General features: G+C 31.8%; 26 protein-coding genes. 13 read left to right on the forward strand and 13 right to left on the reverse strand.

Annotated elements, in window-relative coordinates; translation table 11 throughout:
• Nucleotides 1–7: 7 nt before the first annotated feature.
• A complete protein-coding gene (locus ACFX5E_RS07660) occupies nt 8–775 on the forward strand; it encodes a LytR/AlgR family response regulator transcription factor (RefSeq protein WP_379854679.1) in 768 nt (255 codons plus the stop codon).
• A 104-nt stretch (nt 776–879) separates the two neighbouring features.
• On the opposite strand, the gene ACFX5E_RS07665 is transcribed toward ACFX5E_RS07660, so the two are convergent.
• The 5 genes from ACFX5E_RS07665 to ACFX5E_RS07685 form a co-directional block, all read right to left on the reverse strand.
• A complete protein-coding gene (locus ACFX5E_RS07665) occupies nt 880–1,062 on the reverse strand; it encodes a CsbD family protein (RefSeq protein WP_073207301.1) in 183 nt (60 codons plus the stop codon).
• Nucleotides 1,063–1,301: 239 nt separating this feature from the next.
• A complete protein-coding gene (locus ACFX5E_RS07670; protein ID WP_379854602.1) occupies nt 1,302–2,075 on the reverse strand; it encodes a CDP-alcohol phosphatidyltransferase family protein in 774 nt (257 codons plus the stop codon).
• A 56-nt stretch (nt 2,076–2,131) separates the two neighbouring features.
• Nucleotides 2,132–3,154, reverse strand: coding sequence for a COX15/CtaA family protein (locus ACFX5E_RS07675; RefSeq protein ID WP_379854603.1), 1,023 nt, complete (start codon nt 3,152–3,154; stop codon nt 2,132–2,134).
• Nucleotides 3,155–3,204: 50 nt separating this feature from the next.
• Entirely contained in the window at nt 3,205–4,638 is a 1,434-nt protein-coding gene (locus ACFX5E_RS07680; protein WP_379854604.1) for a CCA tRNA nucleotidyltransferase, read from the reverse strand.
• 67 nt (nt 4,639–4,705) lie between these two features.
• Nucleotides 4,706–5,275, reverse strand: a complete 570-nt coding sequence (locus ACFX5E_RS07685) for an L-threonylcarbamoyladenylate synthase (RefSeq protein ID WP_379854605.1) — start codon at nt 5,273–5,275, stop codon at nt 4,706–4,708.
• A 113-nt stretch (nt 5,276–5,388) separates the two neighbouring features.
• Between ACFX5E_RS07685 and ACFX5E_RS07690 the strand changes: the two genes are divergently transcribed.
• The gene (locus ACFX5E_RS07690) at nt 5,389–5,541 is read left to right on the forward strand and encodes a hypothetical protein (protein WP_379854606.1); all 153 of its coding nucleotides are present in this window, start codon (nt 5,389–5,391) and stop codon (nt 5,539–5,541) included.
• A gap of 171 nt (nt 5,542–5,712) precedes the next feature.
• Here the strand turns inward: ACFX5E_RS07690 and ACFX5E_RS07695 are convergent, their stop codons facing one another.
• From ACFX5E_RS07695 to ACFX5E_RS07705, 3 genes are all read right to left on the reverse strand, one after another.
• On the reverse strand, nt 5,713–6,468 hold the full coding sequence (locus ACFX5E_RS07695) for a glycosyltransferase family 2 protein (protein WP_379854607.1): 756 nt from the start codon (nt 6,466–6,468) through the stop codon (nt 5,713–5,715).
• A gap of 194 nt (nt 6,469–6,662) precedes the next feature.
• On the reverse strand, nt 6,663–7,616 hold the full coding sequence (locus tag ACFX5E_RS07700; RefSeq protein ID WP_379854608.1) for a WaaS/CpsH family glycosyltransferase: 954 nt from the start codon (nt 7,614–7,616) through the stop codon (nt 6,663–6,665).
• Nucleotides 7,617–7,619: 3 nt separating this feature from the next.
• Nucleotides 7,620–8,411 (reverse strand): glycosyltransferase family 2 protein, encoded by a 792-nt coding sequence (locus ACFX5E_RS07705; RefSeq protein WP_379854609.1) that lies wholly within the window; start codon nt 8,409–8,411, stop codon nt 7,620–7,622.
• A 205-nt stretch (nt 8,412–8,616) separates the two neighbouring features.
• Between ACFX5E_RS07705 and ACFX5E_RS07710 the strand changes: the two genes are divergently transcribed.
• Complete coding sequence (locus tag ACFX5E_RS07710; protein WP_379854610.1) at nt 8,617–9,381, forward strand: lipopolysaccharide kinase InaA family protein; 765 nt, start codon at nt 8,617–8,619, stop codon at nt 9,379–9,381.
• 283 nt (nt 9,382–9,664) lie between these two features.
• Here the strand turns inward: ACFX5E_RS07710 and ACFX5E_RS07715 are convergent, their stop codons facing one another.
• A complete protein-coding gene (locus ACFX5E_RS07715; RefSeq protein WP_379854611.1) occupies nt 9,665–10,498 on the reverse strand; it encodes a glycosyltransferase family 2 protein in 834 nt (277 codons plus the stop codon).
• A 147-nt stretch (nt 10,499–10,645) separates the two neighbouring features.
• Here ACFX5E_RS07715 and ACFX5E_RS07720 point away from each other — a divergent pair, with 147 nt between their 5' ends.
• Nucleotides 10,646–11,809, forward strand: a complete 1,164-nt coding sequence (locus tag ACFX5E_RS07720; protein ID WP_379854612.1) for a glycosyltransferase — start codon at nt 10,646–10,648, stop codon at nt 11,807–11,809.
• A 7-nt stretch (nt 11,810–11,816) separates the two neighbouring features.
• Here ACFX5E_RS07720 and ACFX5E_RS07725 read toward each other — a convergent pair whose 3' ends face one another.
• Together ACFX5E_RS07725 and ACFX5E_RS07730 are read right to left on the reverse strand one after the other, a co-directional pair.
• A complete protein-coding gene (locus tag ACFX5E_RS07725; protein WP_379854613.1) occupies nt 11,817–12,935 on the reverse strand; it encodes a glycosyltransferase family 4 protein in 1,119 nt (372 codons plus the stop codon).
• 22 nt (nt 12,936–12,957) lie between these two features.
• The gene (locus ACFX5E_RS07730; protein WP_379854614.1) at nt 12,958–13,785 is read right to left on the reverse strand and encodes a 2,3,4,5-tetrahydropyridine-2,6-dicarboxylate N-succinyltransferase; all 828 of its coding nucleotides are present in this window, start codon (nt 13,783–13,785) and stop codon (nt 12,958–12,960) included.
• A 168-nt stretch (nt 13,786–13,953) separates the two neighbouring features.
• On the opposite strand from ACFX5E_RS07730, the gene ACFX5E_RS07735 reads away from it, so the two are divergent.
• The 4 genes from ACFX5E_RS07735 to ACFX5E_RS07750 all read left to right on the forward strand — a co-directional run bounded on the left by ACFX5E_RS07735 (nt 13,954) and on the right by ACFX5E_RS07750 (nt 16,482).
• Nucleotides 13,954–14,187, forward strand: a complete 234-nt coding sequence (locus ACFX5E_RS07735) for a hypothetical protein (RefSeq protein WP_379854615.1) — start codon at nt 13,954–13,956, stop codon at nt 14,185–14,187.
• On the forward strand, nt 14,177–14,458 hold the full coding sequence (locus ACFX5E_RS07740) for a type II toxin-antitoxin system RelE/ParE family toxin (protein WP_379854616.1): 282 nt from the start codon (nt 14,177–14,179) through the stop codon (nt 14,456–14,458). Before ACFX5E_RS07735 ends, ACFX5E_RS07740 begins: the two co-directional genes overlap by 11 nt.
• Nucleotides 14,459–14,875 carry a Holliday junction resolvase RuvX gene (ruvX, locus tag ACFX5E_RS07745; RefSeq protein ID WP_379854617.1) on the forward strand — a complete coding sequence of 139 codons (417 nt, stop codon included), beginning with the start codon at nt 14,459–14,461 and terminating at the stop codon, nt 14,873–14,875.
• 110 nt (nt 14,876–14,985) lie between these two features.
• Nucleotides 14,986–16,482: a malate:quinone oxidoreductase gene (locus tag ACFX5E_RS07750; RefSeq protein WP_379854618.1), complete on the forward strand. Its 1,497-nt coding sequence runs from the start codon at nt 14,986–14,988 to the stop codon at nt 16,480–16,482.
• Nucleotides 16,483–16,545: 63 nt separating this feature from the next.
• Here the strand turns inward: ACFX5E_RS07750 and ACFX5E_RS07755 are convergent, their stop codons facing one another.
• Nucleotides 16,546–18,759: an FUSC family protein gene (locus ACFX5E_RS07755; protein ID WP_379854619.1), complete on the reverse strand. Its 2,214-nt coding sequence runs from the start codon at nt 18,757–18,759 to the stop codon at nt 16,546–16,548.
• A 195-nt stretch (nt 18,760–18,954) separates the two neighbouring features.
• Here ACFX5E_RS07755 and def point away from each other — a divergent pair, with 195 nt between their 5' ends.
• The 3 genes from def to mazG all read left to right on the forward strand — a co-directional run bounded on the left by def (nt 18,955) and on the right by mazG (nt 20,993).
• Nucleotides 18,955–19,542 carry a peptide deformylase gene (def, locus tag ACFX5E_RS07760; protein ID WP_379854620.1) on the forward strand — a complete coding sequence of 196 codons (588 nt, stop codon included), beginning with the start codon at nt 18,955–18,957 and terminating at the stop codon, nt 19,540–19,542.
• 89 nt (nt 19,543–19,631) lie between these two features.
• On the forward strand, nt 19,632–20,132 hold the full coding sequence (locus ACFX5E_RS07765) for a DUF5606 family protein (protein ID WP_379854621.1): 501 nt from the start codon (nt 19,632–19,634) through the stop codon (nt 20,130–20,132).
• An 87-nt stretch (nt 20,133–20,219) separates the two neighbouring features.
• Nucleotides 20,220–20,993, forward strand: a complete 774-nt coding sequence (gene mazG, locus ACFX5E_RS07770; RefSeq protein ID WP_379854622.1) for a nucleoside triphosphate pyrophosphohydrolase — start codon at nt 20,220–20,222, stop codon at nt 20,991–20,993.
• 12 nt (nt 20,994–21,005) lie between these two features.
• Here mazG and ACFX5E_RS07775 read toward each other — a convergent pair whose 3' ends face one another.
• Entirely contained in the window at nt 21,006–21,686 is a 681-nt protein-coding gene (locus ACFX5E_RS07775) for a Crp/Fnr family transcriptional regulator (RefSeq protein WP_379854623.1), read from the reverse strand.
• A 112-nt stretch (nt 21,687–21,798) separates the two neighbouring features.
• Here ACFX5E_RS07775 and ACFX5E_RS07780 point away from each other — a divergent pair, with 112 nt between their 5' ends.
• Entirely contained in the window at nt 21,799–24,204 is a 2,406-nt protein-coding gene (locus ACFX5E_RS07780) for a heavy metal translocating P-type ATPase (RefSeq protein ID WP_379854624.1), read from the forward strand.
• Nucleotides 24,205–24,319: 115 nt separating this feature from the next.
• Nucleotides 24,320–24,511 carry a cbb3-type cytochrome oxidase assembly protein CcoS gene (gene ccoS, locus ACFX5E_RS07785; protein WP_379854626.1) on the forward strand — a complete coding sequence of 64 codons (192 nt, stop codon included), beginning with the start codon at nt 24,320–24,322 and terminating at the stop codon, nt 24,509–24,511.

Below are 24,511 nucleotides of genomic sequence, written 5' to 3' on the forward strand. Positions count from 1 at the left end.
ATAAATGATGACCACAATCATAATTGAAGACGAAAAACCAGCGGCCAGATTACTCCAAAGAAAACTTGAAAAGTTAAATATTCAAGTAGGAGTGATGCTGCATTCGGTAGAAGAATCTATTGCTTGGTTTTCTAATAATGAACATCCGGATTTGATCTTTTTGGACATTCAATTATCGGATGGATTATCGTTTGAAATCTTTGAAAAAGTAGCTGTCAAAAGTGCTATAATTTTTACGACGGCTTATGATGAATATGCGTTGCGCGCTTTCAAATTAAACAGCATTGATTATCTTTTGAAACCTATAGATGAGGATGATTTAGAAGTGGCGGTTTCTAAGTTTAAAATGCGGTTGCCAAAACAAGAAACTGGCACCCGGGACTTCGGGTTGGATTTTGAGCAAATCAAAAGAATGTTGACGAACCCATTTGAAAAAAATTATAAAAAACGGTTTACGGTGAAAATCGGGCAACATTTGAAAGTTATTTCTATTGATGAGGTAGAATGTTTTTTTAGTGAAAATAAAGGAACTTACATTCATACTTTCGATAACAGAAATTATTTAATCGAAAATACTTTGGAAGTTTTGGAGCAAGAATTAGATCCGAAAGACTTTTTCCGTGTGAGTAGAAAATTTATAATTCCATTGAAGGCAATCAAAGAAATAGTCCTTTACAGCAACTCTCGGTTGAAGTTAATTTTACCTTCTTTTAAGGATGATGGGGTAATCGTAAGCAGAGAAAAAGTTTCCGATTTTAAAACTTGGATTGGCTGACGAACAGATAAAAAAAACTGTTTCAAAAGCTTAAACAAATTTCCAAAACGGAAAATATTTAAAGCAGCTTTTGAAACAGTTTTAGCAATTTTTAGATCCTGAAATTATTCGAACAAAGATTTAATTTCTTTCTCTGTCTTTCCTAATTTTTGTTGCAATTTGCCCCAAGTTTCATCTTCTTTTCCTTCTTCAAATAACACATCGTCATCTGTTAGTTCTGCAAACTTTTGTTTAAGTTTACCTTTCAATTCATTGTAATTTCCTTTAATCTCTGTTGAATTTGGCATCGTATATAGTTTTAAATTAAAAATTATTCTATTACAAAGTTGGGGAGAAATAGAGGTTAAATTGTTATATAATTAGTTGTAAAAGTTGCTTAATTTTGTTGGTGAGTGCTATGGTTAATAGATTTTGGGTACTATTTTATAGAATAATTATTAATTAAATCTATTTATAAGGTAATTGTCTTTAATATTCTGATAATAAGTATAATGAATAGATACTATAGATTATTACTATGATGGTTTTAAACCTTAAAAACTGTCTTTCTAATGCCAATCAGGACGAAAATAAACAACGTATAAACGATAAAAAACGGAACGATGTATTCGATTAAATCCATTGGTAACATAACGGCAATAATCAGTAATTGAAACCCTAATCCGTAAATAGAGAGCAAGGTCATAAACCAATTTGGAAATGTTTTTACCTTGTAAGCCTCTTTGTCAAGTGTGTGAATTATTTTGTCAAAAACACCGTAGACAATGGTGTAAATGCGGAACAAAATATCGACTGATTTTTGACTTTCTCCGGGCAAAGCTTTGGGTGATTTGTATTCAAAAATTTTACTGGTGGTGTCTCCGCCAACTGATTTGTTTCTTAAAATTACATAGTAATAATTGTATAAAGTTCCTTGCAATTGAATACCAATAAATGCTAAAAAAGTAAGCCAAATATTCGTTTTTGAAACATAACAAATGGTCATGAAAAGCAAGAAGTTTAAGATGATGTCAAAGACACTGTCAAGGTATCTTCCGGTGTAAGAAGGGGTGTTTTTTATCCTAGCCAGTTCTCCATCAGCAGCATCAATTCCTGATTTCAAAACAATAAAAAAACTGGCTAATAGGTACTGATTTTGTAAAATACAATAAATGGCGATAAGACCTGTAAGCCCAAAAAGCAGCGTAACATGAATGGGAGTAAATCGGGTATTTTTTAACTGATTCGCTAAAAATTTCCCGAATGGCCTTCCGTAATCGGATAAATCTAAAAATTTATCTTGAGCAGCAAGTTTAGACATTTGCGTTTATGAACAAAGAAATGCGACAATATAGTCAGGTACAAATAGCGAAAAAATTATTTTGATAATCGGTGTAAAGTAAAAGTCATTGCAGTCAATAAGAAAAAAGCACTAATCTGATGAATTAATCCCAACCACAAAGGAACACCATATAATAACGTTAAAACTCCTAATACGAACTGTACAAAGACGAGTAATAAGAGCATTTTAATTCCATTATTCTGAGCTTTGTCTAAGGTGAAATTCATGCTTTTGAAGTATAATAAAACAATCATACCAACTACAAAATAAGCTAATGTTCGGTGTACAAATTGAACCCCGCTTTTTCCTTCGGTAAAACTTAAAAACAGGTTTTTTTGTTCCAGAAAAACACTGTCATGGATAAATTGTCCATCACTCATCAAGGGCCAGTGATTGTGTATTAAACCAGCATTTAAGCCAGCAACAAATCCGCCATAAATTATTTGCAATAATAAAAGCGCCAAAGCTACGCGAGCAATTGTTCGCAATGATTTTTCTATTTTTTTCTTTTCAGGATAGATAAGATCCAAAGCAACCCAAAGTGTATAAGCGAATGTGATAAACGCAAAAGTTAAATGTAATGCTAGTCTAAAGTGGCTAACGTCCGGATCATTGATTAAACCGCTGCGTACCATGAACCATCCTAAAAATCCTTGAAAACCCCCCATAAAAAGTAAAACAGCACATTTTTTTATGGTTGCAGTCGAAAGACGTTTTTTGAACAAGAAATAGACAAAAGGAACAATAAATGCCAAACCAATAATTCTTCCTATAAAACGGTGAAACCACTCCCAGAAATAGATAAATTTATAATCACTTAGCGTAAAATCATTGTGGATATTGATTTTTTGGTATTCTGGGAATTTTTTATATTCTTCAAAAGCCTGTGACCATTTTTCCTCGGTCAACGGTGGGAAAGTGTCAGTAACTAAATGCCAGTCGGTCATTGATAAACCAGAGTTGGTCAATCGGGTAATTCCTCCTACAACAACCATTAGAAATAATAATAAGCATCCTGATAATAACCAAATGATAACGTAATTATTCTCTTTTTTCATTTTTGAAATTAATTTATACAAAGATATTTGAAATGTGATGAATTGTTAATTCAACAAGCGTTAATCTTTAGTCCAATTTTTACCGCTTTTTTTAGCATAAAATCAAACGCCGCCTGATAATCATTGGGGATTTCTCCTTCTAATATCGCTTCTTTGATGGCTTCTTTAAGCATTCCAATTTCTTTAGATGGTTTGATATTGAAGATTTCCATAATTTCTTCACCAGTTATCGGCGGTTGAAAATTACGAACATGATCACGTTCTTCCACTTCTACAATTTTCTTTCGAACAATTTCGAAGTTGCTATGGTATTTCTTGAATTTATTAGGATTTTTGGTGGTGATATCGGCCTCACACAAAGTCATTAGATTTTCTACATCTTCACCAGCATCAAAAACCAAACGACGCACAGCAGAATCTGTAACGGTATCTTGTGATAAAACGATAGGACGTGAACTCATCATAACCATTTTTTGCACAAACTTCATTTTTTGGTTCAAAGGCATATGCAAACGTTCAAAGATTTTCTTGGCCATTTTACCGCCTAAAAACTCATGTCCATGAAAGGTCCAGCCCTGTTTTTTGTTGAAACGTTTGGTTGGTGCTTTCCCAATGTCATGTAATAAAGCGGCCCATCGCAACCACACATCATCCGTATTTGGACAAATGTTATCAACGACTTCCAAGGTGTGGTAAAAATTATTTTTGTGTGTGTGACCTTCAATTTCTTCGACTTGATTCAAAGCAGTCAATTCCGGTAGAATGATGTCCAAAAGTCCAGTTTTGAATAATAGTAAAAATCCTACGGAAGGTTTATCTGTCGAAAGGATTTTATTCAGTTCGTCAACAATACGTTCCCCGGATATAATTTTGATTCGCTCTGCATTTTTTGCAATTGATTTCAGCGAATTTTCTTCGATATCAAAGCCTAATTGGTTCGCAAAACGAATACCTCTCAACATTCTCAGAGGATCATCAGAAAAAGTAATATCCGGATCCAGAGGTGTTCTGATTATTTTGTTTTTTAAATCTTCCAGACCATTAAAAGGATCGGATAATTCACCAAAGTTTTTAGCATTCAAAGATAAAGCCAAAGCATTTATAGTGAAATCACGACGGTTTTGATCGTCTTCAAGGGTTCCGTTTTCTACAACCGGATTACGGCTTTCAAAATGATACGATTCTTTTCGGGCGCCTACAAATTCAATTTCAGTATCTTCAAAACGCAACATCGCTGTGCCATAGGTTTTGAAAACCTGAACTTTTGGCTTTTTTGGAAGTAATTGGGAAACTTTTAAGGCTAATTCGATTCCGCTGCCAACGGCAACAATATCAATATCTTTTTTGAAATCTCTGTTTAAAATCAAATCTCTCACGAATCCACCAATTACATAACTATCAACGTTAAGTTCTTGGGAAGCTTTAGAAATGACTTCGAAAATTTTATTGTTTAAGGCTTCTTTGTATGAAGTTTTGATGCTCATTTTAAAAATGTTTAAAGTCTATAGTCTAAAGTTGCTAAACTGAAAACTGAAAACTGAATACTGCAAACTATTTCCGAATCACTTTCACCTGAGAATCATTCGTCAATTTTATAATTGTTGAAGGTTTTCCTGCAATTTTTTCGCGCTGCAAATTTACAACATAGTCAACGCCTTTTATAATTTCGGGGCTAATTTCTTTGAAACTTTTTGGAGTAGGTTTCCCAGAAATATTTGCCGATGTTGAAACCAATGGTTTTTTCATTTTTTCCAATAATTTAAAACAGAAAGGTTCTTTTACAATTCTAATTCCTAAAGTATTATCGGGTGCTATTAAATTGGGAGCCACGTTTCTTGGTTTGTCGAGAATTAATGTGGTTGGATTTTCGGATAAATCCATAATCTGCCAGGCAACTTCCGGGATATCCTTGAACACGTTGTACATCATTTTTTCGCCATTCATCAAAACAATCATGCTTTGGGTTTCGGGTCTTTGTTTGAGTTTATATATTTTGGCGACAGCCTCAGCATTTGTTGCATCACAACCAATTCCCCAAACAGTGTCTGTAGGATAGAGGATAATACCGCCTTCTTTTATGACTTCGTAGGCTTTATTTATTTCTATGTTTATATTTTCCATTTTTAATATTTAAAATACAAGTGACAGGTTTGTAATTTACAAAGAAACGAATAAAAATCATGAAAATACCACATGTTTTATTAGCTATTGGTTGAGGAGGAAATGAACAGCAAATGATTGATGTGATTCCTGAATTAATAAAACTTGGGGCTGAAAATATTGTTTTTGATGTTGAAAATCCTTTCCTAAAGAAAGAATATGAAAATAACAACATCAATTTTGTTGATGCAAAAAAAACTAGATGGTATGTAATTATCAATATTTAAAAGCCTTAGTAAATCAAATAAAATCAAATTTTATTGATTTATATACTATTGATATACTCATTGTTTTTGTAATTTCAGATTTGCTTTTCAGAATAAAATCAAGATTATATTTTCAAAAAAAAAGAATGGGTTATATGTAGATGCATTTGAAATAGACAATCAATCAATCAATCAATCAATCTTTCGATGCATCATCCAAAGCTGAAAGTAACGTTTAAATACTGCAAAAGAATGAATATATGCTAAAATAAATCCTTCTTTTTGATCAAGAAAGCCTAATCTGTATATATATTGCCACCAAAAACGGTAATGTGGACGAATAAAAAAATGATATAAATTAGGACGCTTATTTTTTAGATATAGCGTTTCTGCCTGTAGTTTACTGTATAAATTTAGTTTTTCATTGTAATTTTCAAAGCTTTTATAGCTGTAATGATTGACACGATTTTTTAAAAAACCTGTTTTACCATTAGTTGTAATTGACTCATGAACTAAATTACCGTTATAGGAGCAGTATTTTTTGTTGAATATTCTAATGCATTTATCAGTTTGACAGCCGCCATATTTAATTTGTTTTCCTAGAAAAAAAGAAATTCTCTTTACATAATAGGCAGCAAAATCGTTTTGTAATGAAATGACAGAAACAATTTCTTTTCCAAGTTCCGGAGTGATGATTTCATCTAAGTCAAAAAATACAATCCAATCATTTTTTGCATGCTGGATTGCAAAACTTCTTTGTTTTGAAAAATCATCGAAATTTCTTTGGATTACCCTTACTCCAAGTTCTTTTGCTATTGAAACTGTAGCATCAGTGCTATTTGAATCTATAAAAATAATTTCATCGGCAAAAGATAAACTTTGGATATATCTTTTCACGTTAATTTCTTCGTTCAAAGTGATTGCTAGTGCTGTTATTTTTGGTTCCAAATTATATTGATTTCTATTTTTGAGGTATATAAAAAGCAAATGTAATAATTTACATTTATTTGCTAAACTTAAAATTGTGAAATGACTCGATTGCTCATTTTAATGTATCACAATATTTCTAATGATGAGTAGATTAAGCTTATTGTATATGTGTTAAAAAAATAGTATAAATATAGGCTGTTAAAGCAAGGTTTTTATAAATTAAATATCGTTTTTACCCAATTTTGAATAGTGTATTTATAATAAATTTCGTCTTTTAAAGGTTGGTATGATGTTTCAAAAAAAGATTTGTTTATTTTTATATTGTTTTCATTAATTACTAAAATATTGTTAGGATTATAGAAATCATAATTCTTAATAGATTGATTCGTAGTTATTATTTTTCTCTGCATAGCTAATGCTTCAAAAATTCTAAAACTTAATCCGGTATGGTTTTTTCTAATTAAATCTAGAAAAATTTCAGAATTTTTCATCATTTCTTCGACCTTAATTGCTGGGATTTTATCTTTTCTAAATTCTATATTTTTATTCGTATTTTCCGGTCTGTAATTATGATTACTTACCACAATACATTTTGACTTAATGTTTATTTTCTCAAGTTGTTCTAAAATTTGACAAAGGATTGGTAATCTTTCATCAAGGGACATAACTAAGAAAATCGTATTCTGATATTTTTTTTGGACTATAATCTTATCAATAAATATGTAATTTGTTAAAGGGATGAAATTAAACTTTTTGATATCATCTAAATCATATGAATAAATGTTGTCAAAAATATTTTTTGTCAGATGTTTTATTTTGAATCGTTTACTGCTGTCATATAGATAGCAATTGTATACTGAGGTATATTTTTTTATTTTAAGATGTGCTTTTTTTGAAATTAAATCTGGACGAATAACTAAAATTTGATCTTGGTAACCAATATGGTCTAATTGATTAAAAATGAATTGATTTAGCTTTACTTTTTTTAAGTTTCTATTAAGAAATATTTTGGAAAAAAAATTATAGACCTTTTGGGAATAACTTGAATAGGAAAATTTATGTTTGTTTAAATCAATGTGCGTTGTTTCAACACCATTTTTTTGGAGTTCTAGAATGATATGTTTGTCATATCCGAAAAAATCATAACTGATAATACAAATTTTCATAATTTATTTTGTTATCCCATTCTTGCACCAAAAAGAAGTTGTTGTCTTATTCTTTTCTAAAATGGCGTTGTTAAGTTCAATATTGTTTTTATCTTGTTCGTTGTGATCCAAATGATATTGAATCCCCGCTAATCTTAATTTCCTTAATCCGACACCTTTTTTTATTAATCGAGCGGCCAATTCAGAGTCTTCTCTGCCCCAAGTTTTGAAATCTTCCTCATATCCGTTAACATCTAACAAATCTTGACGCCAAAAACTCATATTGCAACCACGAACTTTAAAAATTAATTTTTCGATAGGAGCTTTTTTAGGTCTAATGAATTGATTTATAAGTGGAAAATGAACAGCATTGAACCTATTTTTGATGTTTTTTGTATAAGGATTAAACGTTGTTATTTTATTCGTTAAAGCCAATTGAGTTGCTTCTTTTGATAAAAGTACTCTGGGGCCAGTAATAAAAGTGCTTTTTTCTGCATAATTAATATGGTCTTTTATGTAGTCTTTGTGTAGGATTATATCGCCGTCGATTTGAATAATATATTCGAATTGGGCTTTTGCAATAGCTTTATTTCTAATTTTTGCCAAACGAAATCCTATGTCTTCTTGCCAAATATGATGTAATTCTATAGCTGTTGTTGTTTTGAAATTATTAATTAATTGTCGAGTTTCGTTTTTGGAACCATCATCAGCAATGATTATTTCATTTGGTAAAACGGATTGATTTTGAACGCTTTCTAAAGCCAATAAAAGAGCTTCAGGCCAATTATAAGTAGCAATGAGTAATGAAACCTTCATGTTAATTTGATTTGTTTTATACAGTTTGACGTTATTTTTATTTATATTTGGTGGTTTACAAAAAAAAAGGAGTTGTAAATGCTGCATATTTTTTAATAATGCAAATTTACAATATAAAATTCGATTCTAAAGTTATGCGTTCTTTAGGTTGATTTTCTTTAAATACCGATTTGACATAATTAAAACATTTGCAAAAAAATATATAATGATCTGTAAGATTAATTCAAATGCCCCATTTAGTAAAGAAGAGATTGTAAACTTGGTTAATGATTTTCATTCTAAGGGAACTCTTCTCGTAAAAGGGAACCGTAATGAAATAAAATTTTTTAAGAGTAAGCACTTTATTTTAAATATTAAATCGTTTAAAATCCCTCATTTAATTAATAAAATTGCCTATAAATATTTTAGAAAATCAAAAGCCCGACGTTCCTTTGAATACGCTACAATCTTATTGGAAAAAGGGATTGGAACTCCACAACCCATTGCTTATTTAGAAAATTATAATTGGTTAGGTTTAACTAATAGTTTTTATGTTAGTGAGCAACTTGAAACGGAATTAACTTTTAGAGAATTGGTTTGGTATCCAGATTATCCAGATCATGAAAATATTTTAAGACAGTTTACCAAATTCACTTTCAATTTACACGAAAAAGGAATATTTTTTTCAGATCATTCAGCTGGAAATACATTGATTAAGAAAATGCCAAACGGAAAATATGAATTCTTTTTGGTCGATTTGAATAGAATGGCTTTTGATAGAAAAATGGATTTTAATAAACGAATGCAAAATTTCTCTAGGCTTACGCCAAAAAAAGAAATGTTGGAAATTATGAGTGAAGAATATGCTAAATTTTATAGTGAAACGAGTTCAATCATTTTTGAGAAAATGTGGTTTTTTACGAACCAATTTCAAGAACAATTTTTAAAAAGACGAAGATTAAAAAAGCAACTAAAATTCTGGAAATCGTAAAATTCAACTTTTTTTAAATTGTTTAAAAACGTAAATTTATGTAAATGGATGTTTTTAGTAAGTTAAATGCAATTTTGATGGAACAAAACGAAACAATTCCCAATTTTTAAAAATGAATTTTATTGAGATTGTTTCCTGTTTTTTACAAATAAAAATCATTAAGAATCGCTTTTTTGTGTAGTAGAAATAGTAATCCGGCTTCATTTGTTAATTCATCTTTGCCTTAACAAATTATATAGTAAATGCTTTGTTAATACAAGTAAAACTATATGGTTTGGATTAGTTATGAATTAGTATTTTCGGTATTGTTATTGTCAGCGTTTAAAAAGTTATTTATACCATTTTTAGCCATTTTTAGGTTAGAATTTACAGTTTTTTCTAGAACATTATAATTCGAATTTGCCGAATCAGTGTTCCTTTCTTTGTGATAAATGTGGTATACTATACCCATATTCTTCATCACCTTTTTTTTTACATTACAATTAATTAATCTTGCTGCTAATTCTGAGTCTTCATAGCCCCAACCCTGTAAATTATTATCGTAGCCATTAATTTTAAAAACGTCCTTACGCCAGAATGCCATGTTACAACCCAGCATTTTAAGTTTATCTTCTTTTTTGTAAAACAAAAGTTTAGTCAAAAAAGGGAATCGAATTCCATTTCCTCTGTTTTTGATTCCTTTGGTAAAAAGACAGATCTTTGTGGTTTTATTTTCTAGAATTTTTTTTGATAAATTTTCGTTCATTTTTATTCTACTCCCTCTTACAAAATAGTTTTCTTTGGCTATTTTGAGATGATCTTCAATGAAATACTTATGCAAAATTACATCTCCATCTATTTGAATAATATAATCACCAGTACTTTTTTTCATTGCTTTGTTTCTAATTTCTGACAACCTAAAACCAGTATCTTCATGGTATACATGGATTAGCGGTATTTGAAACTTAGATTGATAAAAAGTTATCATATTTTTTGTTTCAATTGTGGAACCATCGTCAGCAATTATTATTTCGTTTGGAAAAACAGATTGCGTAAGGATACTCTCCAAAACAAGTTCTAGTGCATCTGGCCAGTTGTAAGTTGAAATTATTAGTGAAGACGTAATTTTTGCTTTCATTTATTTACAATTGATATTGTTTTTTTAATCTGAATTAAAATAATAGAGTTCAAATTTAAAATTTAAATTTAAAATTTAAATCATAACTTATGAGTTTTTATTGAAATTAAATTTAGATACATTTGTATTTATATTAAAAATAAACTTATGCCTGTAGAGAATAGAGCCTTTTTTTTGATTGATTATTCTGTAACAGGAGGGGTTGAAAAAGTCAATGCTAACTTATCTTTTTTGTTTCAAGAAAATAATATAGATTTTAATCATATTATTTCTTTATACAGTGTTAATGAGTACCCTGAAATTAATTACGCATCTCATTTAAAAGTTCATGTTGTTAATCCAATTTCAAAAAGAAGTTTAATTGAAAGTATTACTAAAGTTTTACAAGAAAATAATATCACTACAATTTTGTTTCAAGGGGATAACATGACAATTGCTTTAGCCGTTTTAAAAGCAGCAAAAAAGGCAAATTGTAAAGCTATTTTACATTATCATGGTTCTCCACATGCGTATTTAAAAATATATATTTTCAGAGAAGATCTAATTAGAAACCCTATTTTAATGTTTAAATGGTTGTTTTCTAAAATTGTTTACCCTTTTAAAAAGAACAAATTAAAGAGAGTGATTCAACTGGCACAAGATGGTTTTGTTTGTGTTAGCCATGGTGCAGAACAAGAGATAAAAGATTTATACAATCTAAATGATTACAGTAGTCAAAAAATCATTACGATATATAATCCATTATTATTCGAAAAAATAAATTACTATAATTTGTTTTCAGAAAAAGAAAAAATAATATCATTTGTTTCAAGATTAACACATAAGCATAAGAATGCGATGCTTATCGTTAAAACTTGGATGTTACTTGCCGATAAATATCCAGAATGGAAATTACAGATTTTAGGTGATGGACCCTTAAAAACAATAATGGAGTCTGTTTTTGAAAAGAATAAAGTTCAAGACGTTTTGTTTTATGGCAATGTGAAAAATATTGAAGAGCAATTAATTAAAAGTAGTATAGCTGTAAGTACTTCTAATTGTGAAGGATTTGGACTTGCAATGGCCGAAGCTGCTTATTTTGGAAATGCATTAGTTGCCACAAAAAGTGATGGCGGTTTGAAAGATATTATTTTTGAAGATCAAACGGGTTTCTTTGTGCCATTAAATGATGCGCTCAGTTTAGCATTATCTATTGAAAAATTAATTCAAGATCGTTTATTGTGTACTGAATTGGGGAAAAATGCACAAAAGAGGATTAGTGACTTAGATTTTAAAAATGAAATAATAAAATGGAAAAAGCTGTTAGTGTAGTTTATGTTTAATTTTCTAAGCTTTTATAAATTTCCATAAACTCATTTGCAATATTTCCGTCATTAAATTTTTGTACAAATTCCCAACCTTTTTGGGTAATTTCTTCGCACAAATCATCATTTTGTAGTAATTTCAGAATGGCTTTTTCCATTTCAGCAACACTTGTTGGATCGATATAGATAGAATTTGGTCCGCCAGCTTCCGGGAAAACGCCACCACGAGTTGTTATTACAGGAGTTTTTGAATATAATGCTTCAATAATAGGAATTCCAAATCCTTCATATAATGACGGATAAACAAAAAATTTAGCTAGTTTGTACAGTATTGCCAATTCCTGAAGGCTTAATCCTTTTAGAAATATAACTTTGTTTTCTAAATGATACTCAGAAATATAGTTTTTAATTTCGTTTGTGTAAGCAGTTTCTTTGCCAATGATAATTAAACAAGTATCTATGTTTTTTATTGCTTTTACAGCTAAAAGAATGTTTTTTCTAGTTTCAATTGTACCTACGTTAAGAATAAATTCTTTAGGTAAATTAAATTTAGTAATAACTTTTTTGTATTCGTCGTCTGAAAACTCTTTTTTAAAAACTGCATGGCATCCCTGATAAATAACTTTTATTTTTGACTCCTCAATTTTTAAAAACTCAATGATATCATTTTTTGTTTGTTCACTAATCGCTATAACTAAATCTGCTTGTTGAGCCGCTTTTTTGAATTTGTAAAAATGTATTTTTCTATCAAAGAAAGAATAAAGATGTGGGTATCTCACAAATATTAAATCGTGAATTGTAACTACACTTTTAATGTTTTTAGCACGTAATCCAAGAGGTATTTCGCCTGATAAACCATGAAAAATGGTTACGCCATTTTTCGTTAAATCCTTTACAACTCCTTTTTGTCTCCATAAATTATAAAATTTAGTGTAAAAAGAAGATGATGGTTTTTTTTCAAAAACGTTAGTATTATTGGCTTCAAATAGTTTTGCATCTGAAGGCTTAGGATTGTATAAGAAATAATTATTTTCAGGAGAATATTGGCTGAGTAAGCGTATTAAATCACGGCTATAATTGCCAAGTCCTGTTTTATTATGAAAAATTCTTTTTGCTTCAAAGCCAATATTCATTCTTTCTTATTTTTAGTATTTGTTACACCGCTACGTCGTATTCACGTAAGGCATTATTCAAAGATGTTTTCAAATCCGTTGAAGGTTTACGTGTTCCAATAATTAATGCACAAGGAACTTGAAAGTCTCCAGCTGGAAACGTTTTTGTATAACTTCCAGGAATCACAACCGAACGAGCAGGAACAAATCCTTTCATTTCAATAGGAGTTTCACCTGTAACGTCAATAATTTTTGTTGAGGCAGTCAAGCAAACATTGGCACCAAGAACTGCTTCTTTCCCAACGTGAACGCCTTCAACTACGATACAACGGGAACCAATAAATGCACCATCTTCAATAATTACCGGAGCCGCTTGCAAAGGTTCCAAAACTCCGCCGATACCAACACCACCGCTTAAGTGTACGTTTTTACCAATCTGAGCACAACTTCCTACGGTTGCCCAAGTGTCGACCATTGTTCCTTCATCAACATAAGCACCAATATTTACATAACTTGGCATCAAAATGACACCGCTTGAAATATAAGCTCCGTAACGTGCTACAGCATTAGGAACCACACGAATTCCTTTTTCGGCATAACCTCTTTTCAATAACATTTTGTCATGGTATTCGAAGATTCCAGATTCCCATGTTTCCATTTTTTGAATAGGGAAATACATAACCACCGCTTTCTTAACCCATTCGTTTACTTGCCAACCTCCAGAAGTTTCGGGATCAACTGGCTCGGCAACACGCAATTTTCCGGTGTCTAATAATTCAATAACTTCTCTGATTGCATCAGTGGTTGTAGTTTCTTGTAACAAAGCACGGTTTTCCCAAGCTTGCTCTATAATCGGTTGTAATGGATTCATTTTAGATAGATTTTTGACAAAGATAGGATTTTTAACCAAAAGCAAAAAAGGAAAATGTTCTGAAAATGTTACAGATTTAACTTCTTGTTTAATGGTCTTTTTACAAGTAGTAAGATTTGGTTTTTACTTTGCAAAAAGTTATATCTTTGTATATTAAACAAAAGGATTATGGAAACAATTAGATTAGAATTTCAACCAAAAATAAAAGCTAAAATTCTGGAGTTATTGAGTTCGTTTTCATCAGATGAACTGAAAATATTTCAGGAAGATCCTGATTTTGATGAAAATAAGAGAAGATTGGATATTGCTTTGGTTAAGATTAAAAACGGAACAGCAAAATTTTATACTTTTGAGGAAGTAGATGCGATACTTGAAGAAACAATTTCTAAGTATGATAATTAAGTTTCAGGATGAATTTTTGTTTGAATTAAATAGTCAGGTTTATTATATTTTGAAAGATAAGCCAGTCGCAGCTAGAAAGTTTAAAAATGATTTATTGCGAAGTATTCGAAAAGATTTAAAACAACCTTTTCTTTTTAAGAAATCGAGATATTATAACGACGAAAATATAAGATTTTATGTTTTTGAAGGTTATACTGCTGTTTATTATATTGATATTGAGGAAAACTCCGTTTCTGTCTTCGGTTTTATTAAACACAAACACTCCTTATAAATGCCAAGAATTCTCTCCATAGATTACGGACAAAAACGAACCGGAATAGCCGTTACCGATGAAATGCAAATCATAGCTTCGGGTCTAACAACGATCCCATCCGCTACTGCAATTGCTTTTTTGAAAGATTATTTTTCCAAAGAGAAAGTAGAAGCCGTTCTTATTGGTGAACCCAAACAAATGAATGGTGAACCTTCAGAAAGTGCTTCCATGATCAAAGGTTTTGTAACGCATTTTACGAATCACTTTCCGGAGATGAAAGTTATTCGGGTAGATGAGCGTTTTACTTCAAAAATGGCTTTGCAAACGATGATTGATAGCGGGCTTAAAAAGAAACAACGCCAAAATAAGGCGCTTATAGATGAAATTTCGGCAACCATAATGTTACAAGATTATTTGACTCGAAAATTGTTCTAAATTGGAAAAATAAATTTCTAAAACGTTTTCGTAATTATGTAACTTTTCACACAAAATTTAAGGTTTTTTTTGCATTCATATGAAGTATCTTTGCACTTTAAATTTTTGTTATGCCTAATACAACCATTCGTACAAATAGTGATGTAGTTCTTATAGGAGCTGGAATAATGAGTGCCACTCTTGGTTTACTCCTAAAAGAACTGCAACCCGATATAAAAATTGAAATTTACGAGCGATTAGATATTGCCGCTGCCGAGAGTTCTGATGCATGGAACAATGCCGGAACCGGACATTCTGCCTTTTGTGAACTCAATTATACACCTCAAAGTGCTGATGGCACTATTGATCCCAAGAAAGCAATTAGTATTGCGGAATCTTTCGAAGTTTCCCGACAGTTTTGGGCTTATTTAGTCCAACAGAAAAAAGTTTCATCTCCTGAAAATTTTATTAAAAGCATTCCACACATGAGTTTTGTTTGGGGAGAAAAAAATGTAGAATACCTTAAAACAAGATTTGAGGCTTTACATTCGAATCCTCTTTTTAAGCAAATGGTGTTCAGTACTGATTTTTCTGAGTTAAAGAAATGGATGCCTTTGGTTATGGAAGGCAGAAAGGATTCAGATAAAGTTGCTGCTACTTCAATGGCAATTGGCACAGATGTGAATTTTGGAGAGTTAACCAGAAGTATTTTTGGTTATTTAACAAAATTAGAAGGTGTTACGATTCATTTTAATCATGAAGTTCAAAAATTAAAACAAAGAGAAGATAAGTCCTGGAGAATAAAAATTACTGATTTGGCTACAGGCCAAACAAAAAAAGCATATCCTAAGTTTGTTTTTATTGGTGCTGGTGGGGGTTCATTGCCGTTATTAGAAAAAGCAAACGTTCCAGAAGGAAAGGGATATGGAGGTTTTCCTGTCAGCGGACAATGGCTAAAATGTATCAATCCTGAAGTGATTGCCAAACATCAGGCTAAAGTATATGGAAAAGCTAGCGTAGGCGCACCACCTATGTCTGTACCACATATTGATTCCCGAATGATAAATGGAGAAAAAGCATTGCTTTTCGGACCTTTCGCGGGTTTTTCGACTCGATTTTTAAAAAATGGCTCCTATTCTGATTTGCCTTTGTCCATAAAAACGGATAATATCATTCCTATGATTGCCGCCGGAATCAAGAATATTCCCCTTACAAAATATTTGATTGAGCAAGTACGTCAGTCTCCTAAAGACAGAATTAATGCCTTGAGAGAATATGTTCCAGGTGCACGATCTAAAGACTGGGTTTTAGAACGAGCAGGACAACGTGTGCAAGTGATTAAAAAAGATGTAAAAGGAGGTGGAATTCTGGAGTTTGGAACCGAAGTGATTACGACTGCCGATGGTTCATTAGCCGTTTTACTTGGAGCTTCTCCCGGAGCTTCCACTGCTGTTTCTATTATGGTTGATTTGATTGAAAGGTGTTTTAAGGATCAATTTGAAACGCCGGATTGGCAGGAAAAATTAAAAACGATGATTCCTTCTTTTGGTCAGAAATTAAATGATAATCCTGATTTATTAATGGAAATCAGAAAAGAAACCGCTACCGTTTTGAAACTGAATAATTAGAAATTTAGAAATAAATAAAAGGCGCTGAATTTTAGATTTTATCTGATTTTAGTGCCTTTTTCTTTATGAATCCTTTAATATTTTTGTCGTTTTCAAAATATTTTCTGATAAATTAGTTAACCAAATTAATTGTTCTATGACCAATTGCGCTTCCTGCATTTTCAGTTGAAACGCCTCTTCATCGATTGGAATCCCTTGCTTTAATTCTTTTTCCCGGATGTTCTTCAGCTCTGTAAATCGCATCGCTAAATCTTCTAGCGGAATGTTTTCTTTTAGTTCTAAATTGGTTTCTTTCAAGAGTGCAATGGCATTATCTAAGTTTTTAATTGCAGTGTCGACCACTACATTAAACGCCTCGGAAGCGGTTGTGGTTTTGTGCGATTGGATGTAAGTACCCAAAGAAGCCAACGAGGACAATAACGAATGGTTTAGAACCGCCAGTTTATAGACTTGTGGCAATTGTTTTTGTTTTGATTTAGGTTCTTGGATCATTCTTTGAAACGAAGCCATTAAATTCCCAATTTCGATAAAAGCATTTTTTCGCGCTAATCGGTATGAAGTAGAAACGGAACCTTTCTTGTTATAAAAGATAGAGATTTCCTTCAAGTAATTTTGATTTGCCCTAATCGATTTTTCTAAATAGACGGGAATATTTAAAAACTCCCAGGAAGGCCATAGAAAGTGATTGGCAAGAAAAGCTAAAGCGGCGCCAACAACCGTATCCAGTATTCTATATTGAACTAAATCACAAATATTAGGCGTTACGATTCCATAAATAAAAACGACATACATGGTGACAAACGCGGCACTCACTTTATAGTTTATTTGCGTAAAAGAGAATCCCAACAGCATGCAAAGAATGGAAAGAATACTGATAATAATATTATCCTTTACCAGGAAAAGAATTCCAAAAGCAATCAATCCGCCTATAACCGTACCGATTATTCGTTGAAAAGAACGTTCTTTTGTCAAACCGTAACCAGGTCTCATAATTACAATTATGGTCAGTAAAATCCAATATACATTGTCAAACGGTAAAAATTTTCCAATAATAAAACCAACCATCAATGTTATGGTTAATCGCAAAGAATGTCTGAAAATTGTAGAAGAGAAACTCAGGTTTTGTGTCAAAGTGCTCAACGGGTAATATTGTGGTGTCAGGAATTTTTCTAAATCGGTATCGATTCCTTTAAAATCCTGGGAATTAAAAGCTAGTGTAAAAGCGCGTTCTACAATTTTTATTTTTTCGACTTGCTTTTCAGCATATTGGAGCATGGTCGTCAACATAAAAACACCTTCGGAAGCAGTAGTTTTTCCCAAATCATTTTCATAATCTGCAATGGCAAGCTGTAAAGCATTCAAATCACTCAGTAAAGTATGTTTGGAAATGTACTTCGAGCGTTTTTTGACGCTTTTAGATAATTGCTTTAAACTAGCCGCTAGATTGTATGCTAAACTTTGGTAGGTGAGCAAAACCTTTGGATGATCATCGAATTTTTGATGCAATTTGTCATGGTCGAATGCTGTGGATAATGCCAGTTCAAGTATTTCTACCAATGAAATGAAAACGATAAGCATCTTTCGGTTTTGATTGGAAGAACCGGAAGTTCTATGGCTGCTGATCAATACTTCCCTTATGTTTTGGTGAATGGTATTAAGTTCAACCTGAAGGTGTAGTTGTTTTTCAATAATTGATTTTTTATCAGCATTCAAAATCCACAAATCGCCTCGCAGTTTCAAATATTTAGCAGTAAGCTTGATGCATTCTGCAATTTGTAATTCGATATATCGATGCGGTCTGATGTAATGAAAAATAAGTGAAATTAACAGATAGAATAAACCGCCGGCAAGAATTAATCCGGAATGTAGCAGCATTGCCCAACCGGTATTGATGCTTGCAAATGCTAATGAAACGGCAATGAGACCAGAGAAAGAAACCATGGTGGCTCGTTGTCCATAAACAGAAATCATTGCTATAAGGAAAATTAATACCGCCAAAAAAGGAAAAAAAATCCACGAATAGGGATATATAATATTAACAATCAAATTAATGCCTGCAACTAAAAAAGCAGTCACAAGAATACCGTTAATTTTATGTTTCAGACTGCTTGGAATATCGCTGGGATAGGTAAAAAAAGCACCGAGAGCCATTGCAAAACCCATTTCAAATTTACCCAAAAAAGAAAATAACACAACCGGAATAACCGCTGCAATGGTAACTTTTATAGCATTGGTAAAATAGGTACTATCGGTAAATTTTCGGATTTTGTAAATCATACAATTGGATTGCTTACAAAGGTAAGATTTGTATGAATTATTCAATGAATAAATGGAGGTCTTTTGTTCTAAATTGTAAATATTATTTAATAATTAACGGAGGATTATTCATTGTCTATTTTTTTACTATTTTTGCAAACTGAATTAAAAGGGAACATATTCCAATTTCAGTAGATAATACTTAATACAACACGAATGATTTTACCAATTATAGGATATGGCGATCCAGTTTTAAGAAAAACAGGAGAAGTTCTTTCACCAGAACATCCCAACTTGAATGAAACAATTGCTAATATGTATGAGACCATGTATAATGCTTATGGCGTAGGACTTGCTGCACCACAGGTAGGATTGGCAGTACGCTTATTTGTAATCGATACAACTCCTTTTAGCGATGATGAAGATCTGGAAGATGCTGAACAAAATGCACTTAAAGGATTCAAAAGAACTTTTATCAATGCAAAAATGATAAAAGAAGAAGGTACAGAATGGTGTTTCAACGAAGGTTGTTTGAGTATTCCGGATGTTCGTGAGGATGTCTATCGTAATCCAACCATAACTATCGAGTACTGCGAAGAGGATTTTGTGATGAAAACCGAAGTTTTTGACGGATTGATAGCCAGAGTTATACAACATGAATACGATCATATTGAAGGAATTTTGTTTACCGATAAAATCTCGTCATTAAAAAAACGATTGATTCAAAAGAAACTGAAAAATATCCTTGAAGGAAAAACATTTCAAGATTACCGAATGAAATTTTTTGCCAAAAAAGGAAGATAAACTAGTATTATTCTTTAATATTGGTATGGTTTTAGTTCATTAATGAAAAAGTAAAAATAAATTGAATTCTTAATTATAATTAGAAAAACATGAATTTAGAAAAAATATTAGCCATTTCTGGGAAACCAGGTTTATATGTATTAAAAGTACAAACACGTACGGGGTTTGTTGCAGAATCATTATTAGACGGAAAAAAAATCACAGTAAACTTAAAAAGCAATGTGAGTTTATTGTCGGAGATTTCAATTTATACGTATGAAGGCGAAAAACTATTAGCTGAAATCATGCAAAAAATTGCCGATAAAGAGAGCAAAGGCCCAGCGATTTCGCATAAAGAAGATAATGCTAAACTAACGGCATATTTCAAAGAAATCTTACCCGATTATGATGAAGAAAGAGTATATCCATCAGATATTAAGAAAGTTTTAAACTGGTACAATATGCTTCAGGCAAAAGGATTAGTTACGGATGAAGTAGCAGCTACTGTTGCGACGGAAGAAACACCAGCTGCAGAAGAAGTTGTTGCGGTAGCAGAAGTGAAAGCTCCGGCAAAAAAAGCAGTTGCTAAAAAAGCTCCAGCAAAAAAATAAAAGATTACACGTTAATAAATTATATTTAATCCTGTTAAGATGATTTCTTAGGAGGATTTTTTTATTTTTACATAAACCAATTGCATAATGAATTCAAGAACAACTCAGCTTCAGGCTTTCGAACGACTATTAGATATCATGGACGATTTGCGAGAGAAATGTCCTTGGGATAAAAAGCAAACCATGCAAACGCTGCGTCATCTTACCATAGAGGAAACGTACGAGTTGGGCGATGCTATTTTAGATAATGACTTTAGCGAAGTAAAGAAAGAATTAGGGGATTTGTTATTGCATATTGTTTTCTATGCCAAAATTGGAAGTGAAACCAATGATTTTGACATGGCCGATGTTTGCAATGAAATTTGTGATAAACTCATTCATCGTCATCCACATATTTACAGTGATGTAGTTGTAAAAGATGAAGAAGAAGTCAAACAAAACTGGGAAAAATTAAAACTCAAGGAAGGTAAAAAATCAGTTTTGGAAGGAGTGCCAAAAAGTTTACCCGCGTTGGTGAAAGCAAGCCGAATTCAGGATAAAGTGAAAGGAGTCGGATTTGATTGGGAAGAATCGCATCAGGTTTGGGATAAAGTGCAGGAAGAATTAGAGGAACTACAAGTTGAGGTTGAGGCGGGGGATCAGGATAAAATTGAAGCCGAATTTGGTGATGTTTTATTTTCAATGATTAATTATGCCAGATTTCTTAATGTAAACCCAGAAGATGCTCTGGAAAGAACCAATAAAAAATTCATAAAACGCTTTCAGTATCTGGAAAGCAAAGCAGGGGAGTTGGGAAAACCGTTAATGGATATGACCCTCGCTGAAATGGATGTTTTTTGGGAAGAAGCGAAGAAATTATAGCCCAATGGATAATTATTCAGCCAATTTTTTTAGTTTGGTGATGTCTTTCAGAAGGATTTTTTTACCGGTTAATTCAATCAAACCTAATTTTTTGAAATCAGATAACAAACGAATACAACTTTCGGTAGCGGTACCAATTATGCTGGCTAATTCGTCTCTTGAAAGCTGGATTTTTAATGTGCTATCTTCATTTTTACCGAAAGTTTCGTGCAAATAAAGAAGCGTCTCAGCTAATCTTTCTTTTACTGTTTTTTGGGCTAAATTGACCATATGATCATCGGCTTCTTTTAGGTCTTCGCAAATTGTTTTCATCACATTCATCGAAAACTGATTATTCTTATCAAAGAAACTCATTACCTCAGATTTTGGAATGAAACAAACCTCCATATCTTCTAGCGCAACGGCACTCAAATTCACGGGTTCTTCACTAATCATCGAACGTTGTCCTAATAATTCTCCTTTTGTAACCAGTTTAACGATATGGTCTTTGCCGTTTGGGCTCAATTTGGTTAGTTTGCACACGCCATCTTTTATGCAATAAATTCCATTCACATTGTCACCTTCCTCAAAAATAACTTCACCCTTTTTTATCGTATGAGATGTTTTGCAATCAGAAAGATGTAATAATTCATTTTTCGAAAGTGCTTTCAAAGAACTGAATTCTCTAACAATGCATTGTTCACATTTACTCATAATAGAAAGGGGATATATTAACTCAACAAATTTAGGCATTTATATGACAAATGTCATATTTTTAACTTTATCTATTTATAACCTTTGTGGTAGGTAAAATGAGCAAAGAATTATGAACAGACAAAACTGTTTCCATTGTGGTTTAGATATTATAAAAGCAGAAGAAATTATTTTTGATGAAAAAGAATTTTGTTGTAATGGTTGTAAGACCGTTTACGAAATTTTCAGTCTGAATGATATGACCTGTTATTATGATTTCGAAACATCACCTGGAGCAAGCCCACAAGATATTAATGGTAAATATGATTTTTTAGACAATGAAAGTATCGTTTCAAAACTTTTGGAATTCCATGAGAGTTCAACCGCTATTATTTCACTTAACATTCCACATATACATTGTAGCTCGTGTATTTGGATTCTGGAAAATTTACAGCGTCTTCAAAAAGGATTAAGTACTTCTCAGGTCAATTTCCCTGAAAAGACAGTTCGAATCACTTACAATCCCGAAACGGTTTCAATAAAAACGATTGTTTATTTGTTGTGCTCCATTGGATACGAACCTTATATTAGTTTAGAAAATTATGAAACGGGCAAGAACAATGTTGACAGGAGTTTGACTTATAAACTCGGTGTTGCCTTTTTTTGTTTCGGAAACATCATGTTGCTTTCCTTTCCTGAATATTTCGAAGTTAAAGAATTCTGGCTGGATCAATACCGTGGTTTTTTCCGTTGGCTGATTTTCGCTTTGTCGTTACCAAGTTTCTTCTATTCGGCTAGCGGTTACTATGTTTCGGCTTATAAAAGTATCAAATCTAAAATGCTCAATATCGATATACCAATCGCTTTGGGAATTATTGTAATGTTTGTGCGAAGTACGGTTGATATAGTAATGGATTATGGTTCAGGGTTTTTTGACAGTCTTTGCGGTCTGATTTTCTTCATGCTTTTGGGGAAAATGTTCCAAATCAAAACCTATAGTTTTTTGAGTTTCGAAAGAGATTTCAAATCCTATTTTCCAATAGCAATTACCAAAATTAATACAGATTCATCAGAAGAAAGTGTTCCAATTTATGAAGTTGAAAAAGGTGACCGATTATTGATTAGAAACCAAGAACTAATTCCTGTTGATGGAATTTTAATTTCAGAAAAAGCAGAGATTGATTATAGTTTTGTCACTGGGGAAGCTATTCCAATTACCAAACATTCCGGGGATAAAGTATTTGCGGGAGGAAAACAAATGGGTAAAGTGATTGAAATGGAAGTATTGCATTCTGTTTCTCAAAGCTACCTGACGCAATTATGGAGTAACGATGTTTTTCAGAAAGATGTCGAACAAAAACATAAAACGATAACGGATAGAATTTCTCGTTATTTTACTCCCATTCTTTTATTAATTGCCTTTTCAGGTTTTGGATATTGGATTTTTATAGATACTAATATCGCTTTTAATGTTTTTACGGCAGTACTGATTGTTGCTTGTCCATGTGCATTGGCATTGACAGCTCCATTTACTTTTGGGAATGTACTGCGAATTTTAGGGAAACAGAAATTTTATCTCAAAAATGCTTTGGTTATTGAGCAATTGGCGAAAGTTGATACCATTGTTTTCGACAAAACAGGAACAATTACCACCAATAAAAAATCGAATATATCTTATGAAGGAGTGAGTCTTTCAGATGAAAATTTACTATTAATTAAAAATGTACTTCGGGCTTCAAATCATCCGCTGAGCAGAATGTTGTATGATTATTTACCTGTTGTAATCTTGCAAGGCAAATCGGGAGAGGAAACGAAAAAAGTAAAAGTTGATGCTTTTGAAGAGATTACCGGAAAAGGAATCCAAGCTCAAATTTTTGGATACCAAATTCAAATAGGTTCCGCTTCTTTTGTAGAAAAATTTGAGGATAATAGCATTCAGCAAACTTCGGTTCATATTAAGATTGACGGATTTTATTATGGAAAATATATTTTCAATAATCAATATAGAGAAGGATTAGAGGAACTTTTTAAGAATTTAAGCGATAAGTATCAAATCAAAGTTTTGTCTGGTGATAATGAAGGAGAAAGAGCAACTCTTGAAAAACTTTTGCCGAAAGGCACTGAATTAATTTTTAATCAAAAACCAGAACAAAAATTAGAATTCATCAAGAATTTACAAGAAAAAGGTAAAAATGTGATGATGGTAGGTGATGGATTGAATGATGCGGGAGCTTTGGCACAAAGTAATGTTGGAATTTCTATTTCAGAGAATGTAAATGTTTTCTCGCCTGCTTGTGATGCTATTTTGGATGCCAGTGAGTTTCCAAAATTGGATTATTTTTTAAAACTGTCTAAGAATTCTATTACGACTATCAAAATGAGTTTTGCATTGTCTTTATTATACAATGTAGTTGGATTATCATTTGCCATTACAGGAAATTTATTGCCTTTGGTTGCGGCTATTATTATGCCATTAAGTACCGTAACCATTGTGAGTTTTGTAACGATAATGAGTAATTATTATGCAAGTAAAAAATAGAATTATATAAGTTTAAATTTTCATTTCACATAATTTTAACATAATTCACTTTATATGACAAATGTCATATTTTACTAGAGAAGGTCAGAGTAACTTTGTTAACACAAATTAAGGTATGAGTGTCATTTATTTATTAATCTCCATCAGTATAATAGTTGCTATCGGCTTTTTTATTGCTTTTATAAGAGCAGTAAAAACAGGACAATATGACGACGATTATACGCCATCAGTCAGAATGCTTTTTGACGATGAGCTCAAAATTGAAAGCCCAAAATCAATACAAACAATAGAAGAAAAACAAAATTAA

Origin of the sequence: Flavobacterium xylosi (assembly GCF_042787345.1) — a bacterium.
Taxonomy (GTDB): Bacteria; Bacteroidota; Bacteroidia; order Flavobacteriales; family Flavobacteriaceae; genus Flavobacterium; species Flavobacterium xylosi.